Below are 16,991 nucleotides of genomic sequence, written 5' to 3'. Positions count from 1 at the left end.
CCATATGAGACGATTTCATCAACTCACTACACCACTTGTATTTTTGAACATGCTGTTTATGACAGCATGTTCAAAAACTCCTTCAAATGATATAACCACAAAGATAATTCAACCAGACAGTTTGCAAAATCCGTTCGTCGGCCCACTATATTGGAGCCCTTACGAATATAACTTCGAAACGGATGGTTATATTCCTGAAGACGAATGGGAAAAGAATATCAACTGGATCGACAACAACCTAAAATCTTTTGGTTACAAGATGGTCTGTATCGACGGCTGGGGCGACGACTTTAAATACAACGCCGATGGTTATCGTACAACCCACTCGTCCAAATGGAAGCACGACTACGCCTGGTGGTCCGATAACCTGAAAGGTAGAGGGATGACTTTGGGAATATACAACAACCCCCTATGGGTAATCAAATTGGCTGCTGATGCTGGTGTAAAAATTAAAGGAACGAATATTCCCCTTTCCAGCATCATGAACGAAGATGAGCAGGCCACCTGGTTTAAATGGGTACAAGTTGACAAACCGGGGGCCGAAGAATATGTCAAAGGATATATTCAATACTATGCGGATATGGGGGTGCGCTATCTACGCGTAGATTTTCTTTCCTGGTTCGAAGATGGAAAAGATAGGAATATGGGGACAGTAGGTCCAGTACGTCCGGCGGCGTACTATGAGAAAGCTCTTCGGTGGATGCGTGAAGCCTGCGATAAAAATGGAATTTTCTTAAGTCTGGTGATGCCACATCTCTATAATGATGCGCAGGTAGAGCAAAAATACGGACACATGATCCGCGTCAACGACGATGTTGGAGATGGCAAATGGTGGCGATGGAGCGACAATGAACGTGGAATCAAACGTGTTGGATGGTCACAATATGCAAATGGCATGGATGGTCTGACCTATTGGTCTAACATTTCAGGCAGAGGAAAGATGATACTGGATGCTGATTTTCTTCGGATCAATACTTTTTCAAATGATCATGAAAAGAAGAGTGTAATCTCAGCATGCTTCATTTCTGGCGGCGCTGTCACAATTGGAGACCGTTATAATTCCATCGATAAAAATCTTTGGCTTTACCAAAATAGGGAACTACTTGCTTTAAGAGAAGATGGATTTGTCGGAAAACCCTTAACCAACGATCCGAAAGATCCAAAAAGCCAGATCTGGAAAGGTCAGTTGACCAATGGTGATTGGGTCATAGCCCTTTTTAATAGAGAGAGTAACTATCAAACCAGAGGATTGAATTTTACAGATTTATCTGGCAGCCATTGGCGGGTAAGGGATTTATGGAAACATGAAGACCTGGGGACAATGAGTTCCTATTTTGAGAATATTCCACCACATGGTGTAACAGTTTTGCGATTGACGAAGTAATCCAAAGCTCATAAAAATACTGAATTTTAATATATATGCTAAAATAGAAATGATGAAAAAATCAATTTTTCTTTTATTTGTCGTCTTTTGCTGTAACGGGATCGTAGCACGGGGGCAACAGATAAAATCGCCCAATGGAAGATTTGAACTGGCCTTTGGATTGACAAAAGAAGGTACGCCAACCTACGAATTAAAGTTTAAAAACAACGTGGTAATCAAGACCAGCAATCTGGGATTGGAACTCAAGCTCAAACCGGATGAAGAATTAAACTTAAAGGGACAAACGGATAGTGAAATTCAGATAAAAAAGAAGAGCTCGCTTTATAGCAATTTTGAAATCTCCGATTCAAAGACCAGCACTTTCGATGAAACATGGCAACCGGTATGGGGAGAAACTAAAAATGTAAGAAACCATTATAATGAACTCGCTGTCACATTAAACCAAAAACAAACAGAGCGTCAAATTATTATCCGTTTTCGTTTATTTGATGATGGTCTCGGTTTTCGGTATGAATTTCCACTGCAGAAAACCTAAATTACTTCACTATTAAAGAGGAACGTAGCCAGTTTGCCATGACTGGTGACCATACCGCTTATTGGATTCCTGGCGATTATGACACCCAGGAATATAATTATACCACATCTAAACTATCTGAAATAAGGGGTTTGATGGGAAGCGCTTACGAAGGTGGAAACGTCTCTCAAACCTCCTTCTCGCCAACGGGGGTACAGACCTCGTTGATGCTAAAAACCAATGAAGGTGTTTACATCAATTTACATGAAGCAAGCTGTCTGAATTACTCGACGATGCACCTCAATTTGGATGACAAAAATTTTGTTTTTGAATCTTGGCTTACACCAGATTCACATGGCGATAAGGGTAAAATGCAAGCACCCGCTACCTCACCTTGGAGAACAATTATCGTAAGTGATGATGCAAGAGATATATTGGCGTCTAAGATGACCTATAATTTGAATGAGCCAAGCAAAATACAAAATACTTCCTGGATAAAGCCTACAAAATATGTAGGCGTGTGGTGGGAAATGATTTCCGGTAAGAGTAGTTGGTCCTATACAAATGAATTTCCGTCTGTCCAGTTGGGAATAACAGATTTCAGTAAGGCAAAACCAAATGGTACCCATGGCGCGACAACAGCAAACGTTAAAAAGTATATAGATTTTGCTGCGAAGCATGGTTTTGAGGGTGTTTTGGTTGAAGGATGGAATATCGGATGGGAAGATTGGTTTGGTAATGATAAAGATTATGTCTTTGATTTTGTCACGCCTTATCCTGATTTTGATCTCAAAGGATTAAACGATTATGCACACGCCAAAGGTGTGAAACTGATTATGCATCATGAGACATCCGGATCTATCCGCAATTATGAGCGCCATATCGATACAGCCTATAGGCTGATGAACCAATTGGGTTATGATGCTGTAAAAAGTGGGTATGTAGGAAATATTCTTCCATTGGGTGAACACCACTATAGCCAATGGACAAATAACCATTTTCAGTATGCTGTAGAAAAAGCAGCTTCCTACCAAATTATGGTTAATCAGCACGAAGCTGTACGTCCGACGGGATTAGCACGTACCTGGCCAAATTTGATAGGCAATGAATCTGCTAGAGGTACAGAATACCATGCATTTGGTGGCATAAAGCCTAATCATGTAACTATCTTGCCTTTCACAAGACTTATTGGCGGTCCAATGGATTATACCCCCGGTATTTTTGAAATGAACCTCGCCAATGGCGCCCATGTGAATAGTACGTTGGCCAACCAATTGGCGCTATATGTAACGATGTATAGCCCTTTGCAGATGGCAGCAGATTTTCCGGAAAATTATGATCGTTTTCCAGATGCTTTTCAATTTATTAAAGATGTCGGGCTGGATTGGGATGACAGTAAATATTTAGAGGCTGAACCTGGTCAATATATTACCGTTGCCCGTAAAGAAAAAAATACAGAAAAATGGTTTTTAGGAAGTGTAAATGGAAATTCCAGCAGAACATCGAAGATAAAATTTGATTTTCTGGATGACGGAATGACCTATTTGGCAACTATTTATGCTGATGCATCAGACGCAAACTATAAGACAAAACCACAAGCGTATACCATAAAAACTACAAGAGTAACGAAAAAGGATACTATCGTTCAACATTGTGCCGCAGGCGGTGGTTATGCTGTTTCGATTGTCCCAATCAAAAAATAAAGGCAATTGATGAGATCATAGGGAGGATTTTTCGGATCCAAACGGAAATGAATCCCTAAATGTCTTATCCATTTCTATAATTAATAAGGCCTTCTTCCCAATCTCACTTATGATAGTTTAACGGATCGATATAACTAATGTTCATTAGCGAACTTTATATCGGACCACCAACGAGATGCAATGCGTGATATATGCGGTTCTATTTCTTACATCCTGTTTTGTAAATTCAAAAACCAGTAAAGCCATATCATGAAGCTAGTTGCGAAAATATTTTAATTAAAATAGCGCTGAATAAATATGGATCATTAGAACCTATACCATTATGGACATTAGTAGCTAATATCAAACAGGAAATTAGTTATGGTGAAGGGAAAATGGAAACCCACAAAGGCTCTAAACAGTTTAGCCCGGGCACCAAAGTGTATATTATCGATTGGTATGCTGGGATGTGCCAAGCTATCACTGTAATCGGCTTGTCCAGAGACACAAAAAAAATTAATTACGATTGTTATACGGGCCGAATGGATCGAAAACTTCCGCGTAAAGTTATGCTACAACCCTAAAGTATGCTCAAAAATAAAGATCTACTTTGATAAGGAGGAAGCTGGAATGCAGCGGTATACAGAAAAATTTGTAAATGATATGTTTGTCGGTATACCTCAATGGAATGAACCTATTTAACTCTCACAACGATAATGTGAGTTACCTTTGCCACAATTTATTATGTATATGGTCAAATATTGTCCATTACAGTAAATTACTTTGTACTAAATTTTAGATAATGGTCTTTCATCGGTATCCCATCTGCAGTACGGAATGCATTTCCTGTAATGATAATTTCATAGTTTTTGTTTGGTTCTAACTCCCAATCAATGATAACAGATTTCTTATCTGAAGAATAACGATGTCCTTTTATCAGCGGAAAACCTTCTTTGGAAACTCCCCTAAATGACCGTCCCTGTCCCAATAAGGGCCTGTCGAAATTTATCTTCAGCTCCCTTAAGGTGTTGTTGACATTGGTTTGTCCATCCTGAATTCCCTCAAAAGAAATGATTTTTGGTCTTCTTTCTTCAAAAGCCGCATCTAAAGAAGAAATATCTTTAGCATAGGATTGATAAACCTTGGCAAGTACAGGCATATAGCTTTCTAAAGTAGGATATAAGTCTCGCTGACGATCAAAGTGTTCAAGTTCATCAACAAGTTTCTCAATCCAAAGAAATCCCCTATCTAGCTGTCCATTGGTTTCCTTTGAAATCTCTTCGGAGCTGAAATTATGATCTTTTTGATATTTGATAACCGCAGCTCGAACCAATGCCTCGTTCAACATCGTTTGCCAGCTACCGTATGCCTGCCGGTTCATTTTCTCCTTTACAACGCTATATAATTTTTCGCCCGCTGTCTCTAAAAATTGTCGTGTCTTTTTCCAATAAATAATTAACAAAGGAGTGGTTAAACTCGTGAAGTAATGTAGGGAAATAGCTCTGTAAAGGAAATTCAGCCATGCCAAGACTATCCATACTCCATGTCCCCATAATAGCGTAGACTTCCTTAAGACCCTGTGGATTTTTAATGGCTACCCATAGTTACCGCCGCCATTCCCCAAACCATTCACAATCAAAAACTTTTCGGATGGTTTCTTACCATAGAATTTAGGGTACCAGTCCAATTCAATATGTTCATAAATTGGAAGAAAGCGCTTTTGTACCTCATTGTACAGTGCCTGGTTATCCTGAAAAAATCCTTTGCTATTACTGTCTTTGTAAAACTTCTTTAACAGTGTTGCGAATTGAAGAGCATTAGCTCTACTCCACCTTTTGTCCAGGGTTTCGTTGATATTTTTTTGCTTAAGATTGAACTTATCATCAAGATGTATGGCCATACTCATCACTGCATCGTAGCCTATCCCATTTTCATTTTTAATCTTATTGACAAAAGTGATCAATTCGTGTTCTTTAAAAGGACCATAGTGTTCATTGATTCGATCAACGTAGCGCTTAAAAATGCCTGAACTATACTCTTGATTGCCAGCAAGTCTAAATACAATACTCAGAATCTCGATACGCTCATCAACTTTTGGCTTATCCATAATTTCGTTACGCTGCCCATAGGTAAGCATAAATGACAAACTGAATAGGATAATCAATACATATTTAGAAGTTTTTTCGAACATATTGGAAATAGGCTTTACCATCTTTTATTTATTTTGTACTTGAATGGGGATTCCAAATAGTTTGCCAATAAATTTAACACACTATTTGCCAACACACTACGAACGAATTCCCTTCTTAGTACTGACCGTTATTGAACACTAACCGTTCAATATTGGACAGGCTGCCAGCCATTTTCTATAATCTTATTCGTTAATATTAAATTGATCACTTAAGTCTTATAACTGTTTGAAAGCATATTACATTTCTTGTGCAACGTTACCTAAGTTGACAGCTGTTAGAAAAGAATAAATTCTTAAATTAGTTCAATAATTGTTTAGATCTAATTAGTTGAATTTAAAACTGCTTTACACCAATAATATGGCCACCCTAAGATTTATATTGCTTGCACTTATATCAGTTGTTTGGTCACTGCCCTCTGCTTCTGCTCAAAACTCCCTTCCTAGAAATCTGAAAGAAACAGCCTCATTCTTAAATCTTAACGTTTCCGATAGCCTAAAAAACGTAATCAAGTATAGTGATGAGGTAGAGTTAAGTGAATTAACCGACAATGAACTTGAAAGTGAATTTGAATTGATTGACTCGCTCCTTTCGACTGGAAAATCTCCATTATTTACATATTTAAATAATAAAGGAATCCACAACTTTAAAAAAGATGTGATTTTGGAATACTATAAACAGCTACTCTCAGCGGGTTATGTAAAAGAAGATTCTCTCCTGAAGGCATTCAAACTGAAGGAAAACAAATTGAAAAAGGAAATCAGACAGCGGATGAATGCGGACACAATTGCCGGTATTTATATCCCGAAAAACCTTGACGATTGTTTTGTCCAAATAGACTCGTTCTGGGATGATAGCACCAAAAATAAAGTAAGAGAAATGACAGAGTCAGAGTTTATGGCCGGCTCACATTTCGGATTTGGAATGTGGATGAGAAATAATTGGGGCCTCTGGGGAGGTTCAAGGCTCTCCGCATATTTCAATAAAAGGGGAATAAGGCATCCTGACGACATGTCTGGCATCATATTAACAAGTTATTATAGGAAATTAAAGGGGAAAGATCCCAATGTAAAATCGCAGCTAGAGTATTATAAAAAGTACTGGACTCCATAAAACTTTTCAATAATACTAATCGTATTACCAATTTTATTTTTAACAGTTTTTGGGCTTTGTGTGAATTTTGATGGCCTAGTACCGTTTGTTTTTCCGGTTATTACAATTCTTTTTTTTCTCGCATTCGCTATCCTTATAATACTTCCAAAAAAAAGGATGATCATGCGGTCAGCTCCTTTATCATTTTATTCTATTCTTTTGGAATTTACCCAAAATTGATCGTCCGAAAAGAAATTTTTGAAACTTCATTAAGCTTGAATAGTATTACGTTATACCCCTTTGTTTCCGTCCAAAAATATTCTGTAAACATTCATCTGGAGCACCCTGTGCTATCGGACTTTATGTTTACTTCCTGTGGGCCATGCCTTAAAAATTAACATATTTACAGGCAATCATGATCCGCTTATCAGTAATAAAATACAAGACCATCTCTTTTCGCAGTGATTTCCTTTAATTGATCATAGTCCATATTCAAACATTGATATAGCGTAAAAATCACACCTGAGCGCATGGAATAAATTTCATCGGGAAGTCGACCCAAATTTGTACCGTTCAAAATAACGTTATTCACGGCCTTCAAAGCACAAATCTCTACAGGAAATTTCTTGAGCTTGCTATAATTGAAATCCAGTTTTAGCAGACCGTCCAATTGTCCAAAACTGCTTGGAAAATCAGTAATCGAAGATGCCCTTGCATTGATTTCCTTCAGGCTCTTAAGTTTTCCGAATGTTTCCGGTAGAGTTGTCAGTCTACTATTCTCCATATTCAGATAGGATAAACTACTTAATCCGCCGAACTCATCTGGAAGCTTCTCTACAGAAGGGGATAGCCAAAGATCTTCTAATTTTTTAAGGTTACCTATCGAAGCCGGTAAAGTTTTAAAATTACCGCCCACTAACCAGAATCTAAGATTAGACAAGTTCCCAATATTATCAGGAATAGATTGCAAGCTTTCTCCTTGAATCCAAAGTTGTTTTAAGCTCTTGAGGTTACCAAAAGATTGTGGCAGTTGCTGAAGCCTACTTTCTCCGTAAATTTCAAGCGTGTCCAACTTAGTCAAATTATCGATATCCGAAGGCAAGGTAACTGGTGATGATCCCGGATAAACAAAACTAAAACGTGCAAACCTCAAATTACGGCATTGACTCAAACTTGATGGGATATACGCCTGTTGCGCGAGAACTTCCGTAGACACCAGTTTGGTCAAGTTTCCAAAATCTGAAGGAAGCTGGGTAACAAAGCAATCGAGGTGTTTTAAATTGACCAGTTTACCCAACGTGCCGTTGAAGTCTACATCGCCGACATACCGCATAATAAGGGTTTCGAGCGACTTTAAATTTCCAAAAGTTTTTGGCAATACCACGGTATATCCCAAATCGGGGGTTCGCATCGGTGTGAGGTGAAATGATTTCAATTTGGTTAGATTGCCAAAATTATCGGGAATGGTAAGATAATAGCCTACCCGATCCAGACTAAGTTCTTCAAGAGCAAGGTAATGATCGCCGAAAATAGTCGGAACATCTTTCAATGAAGATCCACCTAAAATAAGCTTCCTCAGATATTTAAATGCCTTAAGCGCAGGAAAAGAGCCCGGGTCATTAAAACAATGTGCAATACCTGAAGCCTGCATATTTATTTCAATAATATGTCCATCCTTATCTTCAACAACACGCCCACCGCGCCCCATTTGCAATTCATTTAATGCCTCGTCTTCTTGATATTCGCCAGTCTGTACCTTTTTGGTAAACTGATAATTTTTCCCAGCATAAGTCATCGTATAGGTAACTTGATAGCTGGTATTGGAATAACCATGCAGTTCAATAGTAGGGTTTTCTTCTACTGGCCTAGCCCATCCGTCGTGGTATGTGCTATGTAGATGACCATAAGCTTTATCGAAAGACCATTTACCTTTATATTTAGGATCCACGGCGAAATGAAGTATAGTCTTAAAAGATGAAGGTGTATTTTCCTTAATATCGATATGTAACTCGGGTATTTTAACATCGACTGTGGCCGTATTACTATTACCACTACCTTTTACCGTCCAGGTAAGGATATATTCCTCTCCAGGCACTCCCCTAAAAAACGAATTAGGGTTATTAGGATCGTCGATTTTCACATAATCTTCCACTACAGTTCCTTTTGTTATACTCCATGTACCTGTTTCCCCTTTTTGTAAGGCGCTACCCTTTAGCTGGACGGTGAATTCGTCATATAGTTCAGTGGGCTCGGCCTTAGGTTCATATACTGTTTTCAGGACATCCTGGTATTCCTTCTTTGAACAGGCTACAAATAAAAAGCTTTCAAAAAAAACACAAAGAAATGAACACCAAAATAATGTAGACTTATGATACATGGATATTAAGGTTGAGTTGTAAAATTAAATATTGCTGAACGCACTGAATTCCCGTTGCTGTCGTTAACAATCAGTTGATAATAGTATTTTTTCGATTTTTCTAAAGGGGAAAAGAACACACTATACTTATTGTTATTTTGACTCACGGCATTGTAGATTTTTCCTCCGGTCTGTTTGTACATAACGGCAAGATCATCGTGTACATATACTTCAACTTTACTATATGGATACGAAGCAAGTGTAAAAGACAGTATGTACTGGCCTTTATCTAAAGTAACTTTATTTTGAATATCTGCAAAAGCATCTATTTCGTTATATACGGTTTCCTTTTTGCAGGAGCTCATAAGGACTAATAAAACTCCTATAAACCAGCATATACAGTTGTTATTGGATAGACATTTCATAAATCGAGCCTTCTAAAAAGTTTAAGTCCGTATTGAGGTAATACTTGTCTTTATAAATGAACATCCCCCCAAAATACATATGGTCTACATCACTGCTTAAATGAACTGTATTAAGCGTGTTTTTTGCTACGTTGTATAACATAAAATTATTAACGTCTAGTGCCAATACAATATCACCCCCATAATTTATGGCACCTACTGGCGCATAAGGATAGGTTTGATGGGTTGTTCCAGCACGATATAATTCGGTGAGTTTAAAAGTGCCCGCATCAACAGCATATACCGTTAGGGTATACCCGATATTGAAGCCTTGGTCAAATACATTTGAAATTCCAAGTGCATATAATCTGCCATTAACTGAAACAAAACAGTCGCTAGTAAAATTGATATCGAAAGTGGCAATCTCTTCAAATTTGTCTTTTTCTGGACTATACTTGGCAACGATGTTCTTTATGCCTCGCGAATTCAACGTAAGTGTGTAGGTTTGGTAGACCGTATTATTGTGCACAAAGATACCATGATTGTTATAACCGTGCGATTCTTTAAGTTGGGGCCGGCTAAAATAATATTTTGAAAACTCACGTTTTTCAACATCAAAAGCCTGACAAAGAAGCTCATTGCCATGAAAAGCATCCGGTTCTAAAGAAGGCAGTATATGGCTTACTGGTTGTGACACAAAAAATATCTTATTCTTTAAGGAGACGGATTTTGCAGGAAGAAATCGTATCGAATCCGGAATATGAGCAATATTTTGTAATCTGCTTGTTTCAGGATCAAATAGTGAGACTGAATTTTCTCCAAAATAATAAATTTGATTATTGCAGATAGATGCATAAGTAGTCCTCAACGACGTTTTTTTCAGCTTTAAGGACAAGGCTTTTCCAGTATAAATAAAATCAATGGCTTGTCCAATAATCTCTTTCTCTTTGTAGAGAACACGCATCATATGGTTACCATCTCTGTACGGATAATACCCCGACAGGTTGATTTGATAAGTTCCATTTTTTGTCGCTTGCGGATAGTCCATGTGCAATGTGTCCTTCCAATAAAGAAATTTGAGATCCCGCAAGTTGATATTATGGAGGTTCTTTCCTTCTACAACAGTGGTAAACCTGCCAGTCTCGTCATAAGTTGCCACGGGTGTAGGCCAAAATAGCGTAAAATCTTCTGGGAATGGAGCAGTTGTGGTTATTTCAGTTTTACGCTCAGATTCTATTGTGTTGCCATTATACTCGATGTAAGGCACCAAAATATAAGTAGATTCGGAATCCAGTTCATTCAATGTGAGTCGAAACATATCGCCTTCACGAACAGCTTCAACACTTTTTCCTTGACTGGGATTATCTTTTTTATAGTACCTGACGCCCGATTTTGTATATCCTAGACTGGAAATCTGATAGGTCATTGAAATTTCTTTATCCCGGACACTAGTGATGGCCTCATTAATAATCCTTGGAAAAACCTCATTTTTTTCAGTTTTACAGGCCGACATAAGAAAAACAAGCCCCAGTAGACAAAGGTATTTGTTAAAGTTGCCCATTTGATTTTGTTTTAATATAAATGAAATTCAAATTTTCATAGGACCAGGTTTGTATATAATAGAAAAACAGGTTGTATGAATTATCGACATTCTGGGTCATATTTTTAAACATATGCATCTCCAAATTAGGATATTGTAAAGTCGATAAGAGCTTCAGATCACTGTCATACTTATTTATAGTACCATAAGTGGATATTCCACCACCTTCTTGCTGTCCATAGACCACAATATTGTTATCATTATCAAAAAAAGCTCCTGCTGGCTTTAAATTGACGTACTCACCCAATTTTTGCCTTGACATTGCCATTCTTATCAAATTTGACATACCTTAACGAATAGGAATAGAAGTCAAAACCCCAGAGATAAAAAATATCATTTTTATCTTTCAGTAAAATAGGCATATGGTATTGACGTTCGTAATCGCCAGGAAGCTTTCCATCAAACTCAAAAGTAGCCAGCACATTACCGTCCCGATCTGTTTTTTTGCACCTTAATTTTTTGTTGCTTCAGAATCAAGCAAACTATAATAGATCTGTTGCGCATTGTCTAACTGAATTGAAGAAATGCCAACGGAGCTATTTTTACGTTTCCAAACAACTTTAAAGTCGCTGGTAGTAACCTTTAACAGCTCTCCCCCACCTGTACCCATGATCATGTTATGTGACGCGTCAAACTGAACTGATGAAACGTAATCATTCGGAGACAAATCTATCGAAACGGGCTTCTCCAGTTTCAGTTTACCATTCGTCTGATCAATGACATAAATATCGTGTTTAACAATAATGAAAGCTTCATCTTGCTTAGAAGGCAACACTACATGTGGTGGTAAATCATAATAATTTAGATCCTGGATCAAGCGATACCATATAATCTGGCCTTTATTATTTGTACGATATACAATCAGTTTAAAATTTGTTTCTCCCCCCTCATGCTGCAAAAATGTACAGATTAAATGTCCACCATCTTCCAGAAGACGGATGCTATTATTGCCCGTTATACGTGATTGCGTATGAATTTTGTATTCAACATAAGTACTTCCGTTAGTTGTGCTGCCTCCAACAGTTCTTGCATCTATGCTTTGTTCTTGTGTTATTCCCGTTTGGGAACTCGCAATTACACGGATCTTATAATTTGTATCGCCAAGCAAATTAATTAAGCTGTATTTGTTATACTAAGATCCTTCGCTACAAGCTTATTATCGACATATATCGCATAGGATACTGGCTTAAAATGCGAACTGTTCACCTTATCCCAAGATAACTCTATTAAATCTTTGTTTGCAGCACTTACAACAAGATTCAAAGGATATAATATTTCTGCCTGATCAATAATATTCATCGGTTTTGCTCGCAATATTCTCCTTCTTGGAACATCCTCCAATTAATAAATTAGAATTAAGAAAAATAGCTGAGCACAATAGTAAAAAATAGCTCTTTTCATAAAATGAAGTTACTCACCAAAGATATTAAAAAGGTTGTATCAAAGCATTTTTTAAAACATAATTAATTGATGCATTAATTAGGCCAAATAATTCTCTACAATATTTAATAGACCTTTATGAGATTATCGTGCCCCACAAGCAAATTCCATCTATACACACACCTATATTATCTAATTGTACAGCATTATAGGATGAAACATATCTTTTACTTCACCGTTAATTTGACGCTTGCTTTCTTCAATCCTTTTCCTTCTACTTCTGCTATAATTTCCCCAACAGAGTCTCTGCTTTCAACAAGAAAAACCAATTGACCATTAAAGCACTTCATGAAAGGCTTCTGAAATGATTCCAAACTTGTTGGATCTCCATTCGCCACAGCCTTAAATGCCCCCTGACCTTTTACCTTGAATTTTAATTCTCGGTCTTCGCCTGTCACTATATTCCCCTGTTTATCAACCAGCGTAGCTGTGATAAAAGCAATATCTTTTCCATTTGCTTTCAATTGTTTCCGATCAACGTCTAAACGTACAGTATATAACTTACCTGCCGTCTTTACACTATCTCTTGCAGCTATATTTCCTAAAGAATCATAGGCAACTACCGTAACCGTACCCGGTTCGTATTTAGTATCCATCCACATCAAACGATAGCGCTTTTGACGCATAAAATCATTTTGTGCCTTTTTATCGTTAGAATTTACCAAGGTAACATCAAAATCTTTCTTTTTTACTCCTTGACTTTTTCCATTGATAAAAATTTCCGCTGCAGGGTAATCTGTATAGACAAAAATTGGCGTTTTCTGTCCTTCGCGTCCCTTCCAGTTCCAATGAGGAAGAATATGAAGTGTATGCAATTCCTGGTTCCAATGGCTACGATAAAGATAATATCGATCTTTAGGGATACCGGCAAGATCTACAATACCGAACAAAGAACTATGACTTGGCCAATCTGTATAGTAGGGTGTCGGTTCGCCCAAATAATCGAACCCTGTCCAGACAAATTCACCTATTGCGTAAGGTAGATCGTCATGCTGAATAAAGTTATCTTCAGGCAAATCCGACCAGGAACAATGCTCTACATCATAACTCGAAGCCTGATGGTCGTCATATTTTGCCATCGATTTTCGTTCAACGGGAAATTTATAAACACCTCTAGAACTCAAAGTAGACGCAGTTTCAGTACCAAGAATTAACTGCTGTTGTAACTTTTTATAGGCTTCGGGGTATTTAAATGGACGATAATTAAAGCCTGCAACATCCATCGTTGAGGCAAAGCTACTATTTATAACCGCATCAGGGTTGTCCATCCCCTGGGTAACGGGGCGAGATGGATCCTCACGATGGCAAATATCTTGCAGATACCGCGCGACCTTAGATCCGTCAGGACTTCCTTGTTCGGGTACTTCATTTCCAATACACCACATCACAACGCTTGGATTATTGCGGTAATGCCGTATCAGATTTACAAGATCTTTTTCGGCCCAATCGTTAAAATATTGATTGTACCCATTCTTCATTTTGGGAATTTTCCATTCATCAAAACTTTCCGCCATTAGCATAATACCCATTTCGTCACAGGCTTGCACCAGCTCCGGAGCCGGCATATTATGGGAAGTGCGAATGGCATTAACGCCCATATCTTTCATTATTCGTAACTGCCGCCTAATAGCGGCATCATTCACAGCTGCTCCCAAAGGCCCCAAATCATGATGCAAACACACTCCTTTAAATACGGTCAGCTTTCCATTCAAATAAAACCCTTTATTGGGTACCATAGCAATGCTTCTGATTCCAAATACGGTTTGATATTTATCGATTAATTTGCCGTTCTGATAGAGCTTGCTGACAGCCTTATATAAATTGGGGGATTGCAATTCCCACAATTGTGGTTTCTCAACGAACAATTCCTGTTGCATCTGCTGGATCTGGTAGTTGCCTATCTGATCATTCTTCTTCGCCACGATGCGTCCATGGCTATCGATAAGAATAGTTTCTAAGGAAAGAGAATCTTTCGACAGATCTATACCGGCTAAATCAGTCCGAACCTGAATTCGAGCGAAATCCTTTGTGATCTCAGGCGTCGTAATATAGGTGCCCCAATGTGCAATACTTGTTTTTTCAGTGATCTCCAATCGAACATTTCGATACAATCCTGCGCCAGGGTACCAGCGGGATGACTCAGACTTATTTTCTAATCTTACCGCGACCAAATTTTGACCCGGACTCACATACTCGGAAACGTCAAAATAAAAACTATTATAGCCATAAGGCCAATTGCCGACCTTTTTCCCATTCACAAAAACGACAGCATTGCTCATAGCACCATCAAACTGTAAAACCGTGCGCTTATTTTGAACGTTTTGTGGCAATTCAAATTCTTTACGATACCAGCCAACGCCTACAAACGGAAGTCCACCAGTCCGACCTGCATGTTCCAATGCTTCCTTTTGTCCATCTTGAGCAATAGCCATATGCTGCTTATCATTGTTGGCACTAAATGGGCCATAAATTGCCCAATCATGCGGAACACGAACAGTCTGCCATTCGCTTGTAATCAATCCGATATCAGCGAAGTTTGGCTGATCATGTTTTGTAAATTTCCATCCATCCTCGAGCATGGTTACTATTCGTTCCTGAGCAAATAAAGTATTTGGTCCAATAGATATTATTGCACATAGTATAAATTTCAGTCCTCGGGTTGAAAAAATGGATAAATAAGATTTAGATTCTTTTTGCATCTATAGCATTTTAAGGTTGAGTTTGTTCATAAAAACAAATTGAAGATCCGAAAATACAACTTATGTATAACATAATAAAATTATTCAGATCTTTTGTGATTGGAATTAAAGCTGAAATCATGATGTGCTATTCAAATGCTCCTTTTTCATTGAAATAGAGTTCCAGCTGTTCTATTTGCGGGTTTAGGCGAGATTGTAAAATGTTGATTCTTAATCTCTGGGCACTAACTGTCGGAAAAGTCAATAAACGTTTGTTACCGATAGTAGTTCCTTTCGACACTTCTCTCCAGACTCCATCTTGCCAGATCTCCAAATTAAATCGCTCGACACGTTGCCCTAAAGCGATGGTTTCCTATAAGGAAAGAACGTTGAACGCGGTTGCTTTAGGTAGGGTATATTCAAAAGTTGCTATGCTGTTTTTTTCATCTTTCGTCGTCCAAAATGGCATTTTTTTCCATTTTTTTAAAACGAGGCCTGCAGTAAGGAGTTTAGCTTTGCTTAAAAGATTTTTCGAAAACAATGCTGTGCGCCAGTCATTCCACTTTTTTAAATTTGCAGCATCTACCGAATGAATCAAACCTGCAGTTGTTGGTGGAATATTAAGCAACAAGACACCATTTTTCCCTACCGAATTAAAATAAATATCCATCAACTTACCCGGGCTTTTGACTTTGTTATCCTCTTCCTCGTGATAGAACCATCCCGGGCGTATAGAAACATCAGTTTCCGCTGGGTACCATACCAGCCCTTTTGCCTCTTTGATCCTTTCTCTGCTCCCAAGATCTTTATTACGCATATCTCCGGCCGGTTTAATATTCATCTGCTGTTGCGATCCTGCAGCTATCTGATTTTGTGCTAGATTACTAGCCGGTACAACTGACCATTCTGTGTCCCGTCCATACCCCGTTTCTGTACCGACCCATCTTACATCGGGTCCCATAACTGCGATAACGGCCTCAGGTTGTTTTTCACGTATAACCTGATAATAACGATTCCAATCGTATTCCTGCTTTTTACCGTTAGGTCCCTCTCCGTTAGCACCATCAAACCAAACTTCATCAATCTGACCATATCGGGTCAGTAATTCGCTCAATTGGGCAACAAAAAAATCATTATAAGCTTCTGACCCATAAGAAGCTTCATGTCGATCCCAAGGGGAAAGATATACCCCCAACTTCATATCGTATTTTTTACAGGCCGCAGCAAGTTCGCCAAAAATATCTCCTTTTCCCTTTTTGTAAGGAGAATTTTTAACCGAATAGTCTGTTGTATTCGTTTGCCAGAGGCAGAAGCCATCGTGATGCTTCGCCGTAAGAATCAAAAGTTTGATTCCACCTTCCTTTGCTGTCCTAACCCATTGTTCTGCATCTAATTGCGTCGGATTAAATAATTTTGGATCGTCTTTCCCTTCACCCCATTCCTTATTTGTGAAGGTATTGATCCCAAAATGGAGAAATCCGGTCACTTCCAGCTTTTGCCAATCAAGCTGTCTTTGGGTCGGTATCACGTTGGCAGCTTTGGTTACAATAGCAGATTCTGATTCTCCGGGTTGTAATGCAATCATATTTTGAGCCGAAGCGTGAAAAACCGCTGCCAATAACAGTAATGTAATTGTATTAATTTTCTTCATT

General features: G+C 38.3%; 14 protein-coding genes. 4 read left to right on the top strand and 10 right to left on the bottom strand.

Annotation, left to right across the window (positions count from 1 at the left end):
• Window positions 1-4 precede the first annotated feature (4 nt).
• Genes DTA23_RS20820 through DTA23_RS20815 form a run of 3 tightly spaced genes read left to right on the top strand, consistent with a single transcriptional unit; the run spans window position 5 to window position 3,601 of the window.
• Window positions 5-1,384 (top strand): alpha-galactosidase, encoded by a 1,380-nt coding sequence (locus DTA23_RS20820; RefSeq protein ID WP_146753161.1) that lies wholly within the window; start codon window positions 5-7, stop codon window positions 1,382-1,384.
• Window positions 1,385-1,433: 49 nt separating this feature from the next.
• Entirely contained in the window at window positions 1,434-1,919 is a 486-nt protein-coding gene (locus DTA23_RS29580) for a glycoside hydrolase family 97 N-terminal domain-containing protein (RefSeq protein ID WP_256604529.1), read from the top strand.
• Between the two features lie 38 nt (window positions 1,920-1,957).
• Window positions 1,958-3,601 carry a glycoside hydrolase family 97 protein gene (locus DTA23_RS20815; RefSeq protein ID WP_256604527.1) on the top strand — a complete coding sequence of 548 codons (1,644 nt, stop codon included), beginning with the start codon at window positions 1,958-1,960 and terminating at the stop codon, window positions 3,599-3,601.
• 757 nt (window positions 3,602-4,358) lie between these two features.
• Here DTA23_RS20815 and DTA23_RS20810 read toward each other — a convergent pair.
• Together DTA23_RS20810 and DTA23_RS20805 are read right to left on the bottom strand one after the other, a co-directional pair.
• A complete protein-coding gene (locus DTA23_RS20810) occupies window positions 4,359-5,042 on the bottom strand; it encodes a DUF4932 domain-containing protein (protein ID WP_172462476.1) in 684 nt (227 codons plus the stop codon).
• Between the two features lie 132 nt (window positions 5,043-5,174).
• The gene (locus DTA23_RS20805) at window positions 5,175-5,792 is read right to left on the bottom strand and encodes a DUF4932 domain-containing protein (RefSeq protein ID WP_112375915.1); all 618 of its coding nucleotides are present in this window, start codon (window positions 5,790-5,792) and stop codon (window positions 5,175-5,177) included.
• Between the two features lie 307 nt (window positions 5,793-6,099).
• On the opposite strand from DTA23_RS20805, the gene DTA23_RS20800 reads away from it, so the two are divergent.
• A complete protein-coding gene (locus DTA23_RS20800) occupies window positions 6,100-6,882 on the top strand; it encodes a DUF6794 domain-containing protein (protein WP_146753159.1) in 783 nt (260 codons plus the stop codon).
• Window positions 6,883-7,288: 406 nt separating this feature from the next.
• On the opposite strand, the gene DTA23_RS20795 is transcribed toward DTA23_RS20800, so the two are convergent.
• The 8 genes from DTA23_RS20795 to DTA23_RS20755 all read right to left on the bottom strand — a co-directional run bounded on the left by DTA23_RS20795 (window position 7,289) and on the right by DTA23_RS20755 (window position 16,990).
• Entirely contained in the window at window positions 7,289-9,238 is a 1,950-nt protein-coding gene (locus DTA23_RS20795; protein ID WP_112375913.1) for a leucine-rich repeat domain-containing protein, read from the bottom strand.
• A 5-nt stretch (window positions 9,239-9,243) separates the two neighbouring features.
• Complete coding sequence (locus DTA23_RS20790; RefSeq protein ID WP_070566777.1) at window positions 9,244-9,582, bottom strand: hypothetical protein; 339 nt, start codon at window positions 9,580-9,582, stop codon at window positions 9,244-9,246.
• Window positions 9,583-9,622: 40 nt separating this feature from the next.
• The gene (locus DTA23_RS20785) at window positions 9,623-11,182 is read right to left on the bottom strand and encodes a hypothetical protein (protein WP_112375912.1); all 1,560 of its coding nucleotides are present in this window, start codon (window positions 11,180-11,182) and stop codon (window positions 9,623-9,625) included.
• Window positions 11,169-11,507, bottom strand: coding sequence for a hypothetical protein (locus DTA23_RS20780; protein ID WP_146753157.1), 339 nt, complete (start codon window positions 11,505-11,507; stop codon window positions 11,169-11,171). The genes DTA23_RS20785 and DTA23_RS20780 overlap by 14 nt, the downstream gene beginning before the upstream one ends.
• A 165-nt stretch (window positions 11,508-11,672) precedes the next feature.
• A complete protein-coding gene (locus DTA23_RS20770) occupies window positions 11,673-12,329 on the bottom strand; it encodes a hypothetical protein (protein WP_112375909.1) in 657 nt (218 codons plus the stop codon).
• A gap of 5 nt (window positions 12,330-12,334) precedes the next feature.
• Window positions 12,335-12,520, bottom strand: a complete 186-nt coding sequence (locus DTA23_RS27240) for a hypothetical protein (RefSeq protein WP_112375908.1) — start codon at window positions 12,518-12,520, stop codon at window positions 12,335-12,337.
• 308 nt (window positions 12,521-12,828) lie between these two features.
• Entirely contained in the window at window positions 12,829-15,360 is a 2,532-nt protein-coding gene (locus DTA23_RS20760; protein ID WP_083295985.1) for a glycoside hydrolase family 2 TIM barrel-domain containing protein, read from the bottom strand.
• Window positions 15,361-15,712: 352 nt separating this feature from the next.
• Window positions 15,713-16,990, bottom strand: a complete 1,278-nt coding sequence (locus DTA23_RS20755; protein WP_239468822.1) for an alpha-L-fucosidase — start codon at window positions 16,988-16,990, stop codon at window positions 15,713-15,715.
• Window position 16,991: the final 1 nt, after the last annotated feature.

Source organism: Sphingobacterium multivorum, assembly GCF_900457465.1.
GTDB lineage: Bacteria > Bacteroidota > Bacteroidia > Sphingobacteriales > Sphingobacteriaceae > Sphingobacterium > Sphingobacterium multivorum.
This window is presented reverse-complemented; position numbering and strand designations above follow the sequence as displayed.

What these genes read in the sequence shown, in the direction of transcription:
- DTA23_RS20795 (WP_112375913.1), bottom strand. Translation starts at nt 9,238, where the DNA reads ATGTATCATAAGTCTACATTATTTTGGTGTTCATTTCTTTGTGTTTTT.
- DTA23_RS20790 (WP_070566777.1), bottom strand. Translation starts at nt 9,582, where the DNA reads ATGAGCTCCTGCAAAAAGGAAACCGTATATAACGAAATAGATGCTTTT.
- DTA23_RS29580 (WP_256604529.1), top strand. Translation starts at nt 1,434, where the DNA reads ATGATGAAAAAATCAATTTTTCTTTTATTTGTCGTCTTTTGCTGTAAC.
- DTA23_RS27240 (WP_112375908.1), bottom strand. Translation starts at nt 12,520, where the DNA reads ATGAATATTATTGATCAGGCAGAAATATTATATCCTTTGAATCTTGTT.
- DTA23_RS20755 (WP_239468822.1), bottom strand. Translation starts at nt 16,990, where the DNA reads ATGAAGAAAATTAATACAATTACATTACTGTTATTGGCAGCGGTTTTT.
- DTA23_RS20785 (WP_112375912.1), bottom strand. Translation starts at nt 11,182, where the DNA reads ATGGGCAACTTTAACAAATACCTTTGTCTACTGGGGCTTGTTTTTCTT.
- DTA23_RS20760 (WP_083295985.1), bottom strand. Translation starts at nt 15,360, where the DNA reads ATGCAAAAAGAATCTAAATCTTATTTATCCATTTTTTCAACCCGAGGA.
- DTA23_RS20820 (WP_146753161.1), top strand. Translation starts at nt 5, where the DNA reads ATGAGACGATTTCATCAACTCACTACACCACTTGTATTTTTGAACATG.
- DTA23_RS20805 (WP_112375915.1), bottom strand. Translation starts at nt 5,792, where the DNA reads ATGGTAAAGCCTATTTCCAATATGTTCGAAAAAACTTCTAAATATGTA.
- DTA23_RS20815 (WP_256604527.1), top strand. Translation starts at nt 1,958, where the DNA reads ATGACTGGTGACCATACCGCTTATTGGATTCCTGGCGATTATGACACC.
- DTA23_RS20780 (WP_146753157.1), bottom strand. Translation starts at nt 11,507, where the DNA reads ATGTCAAATTTGATAAGAATGGCAATGTCAAGGCAAAAATTGGGTGAG.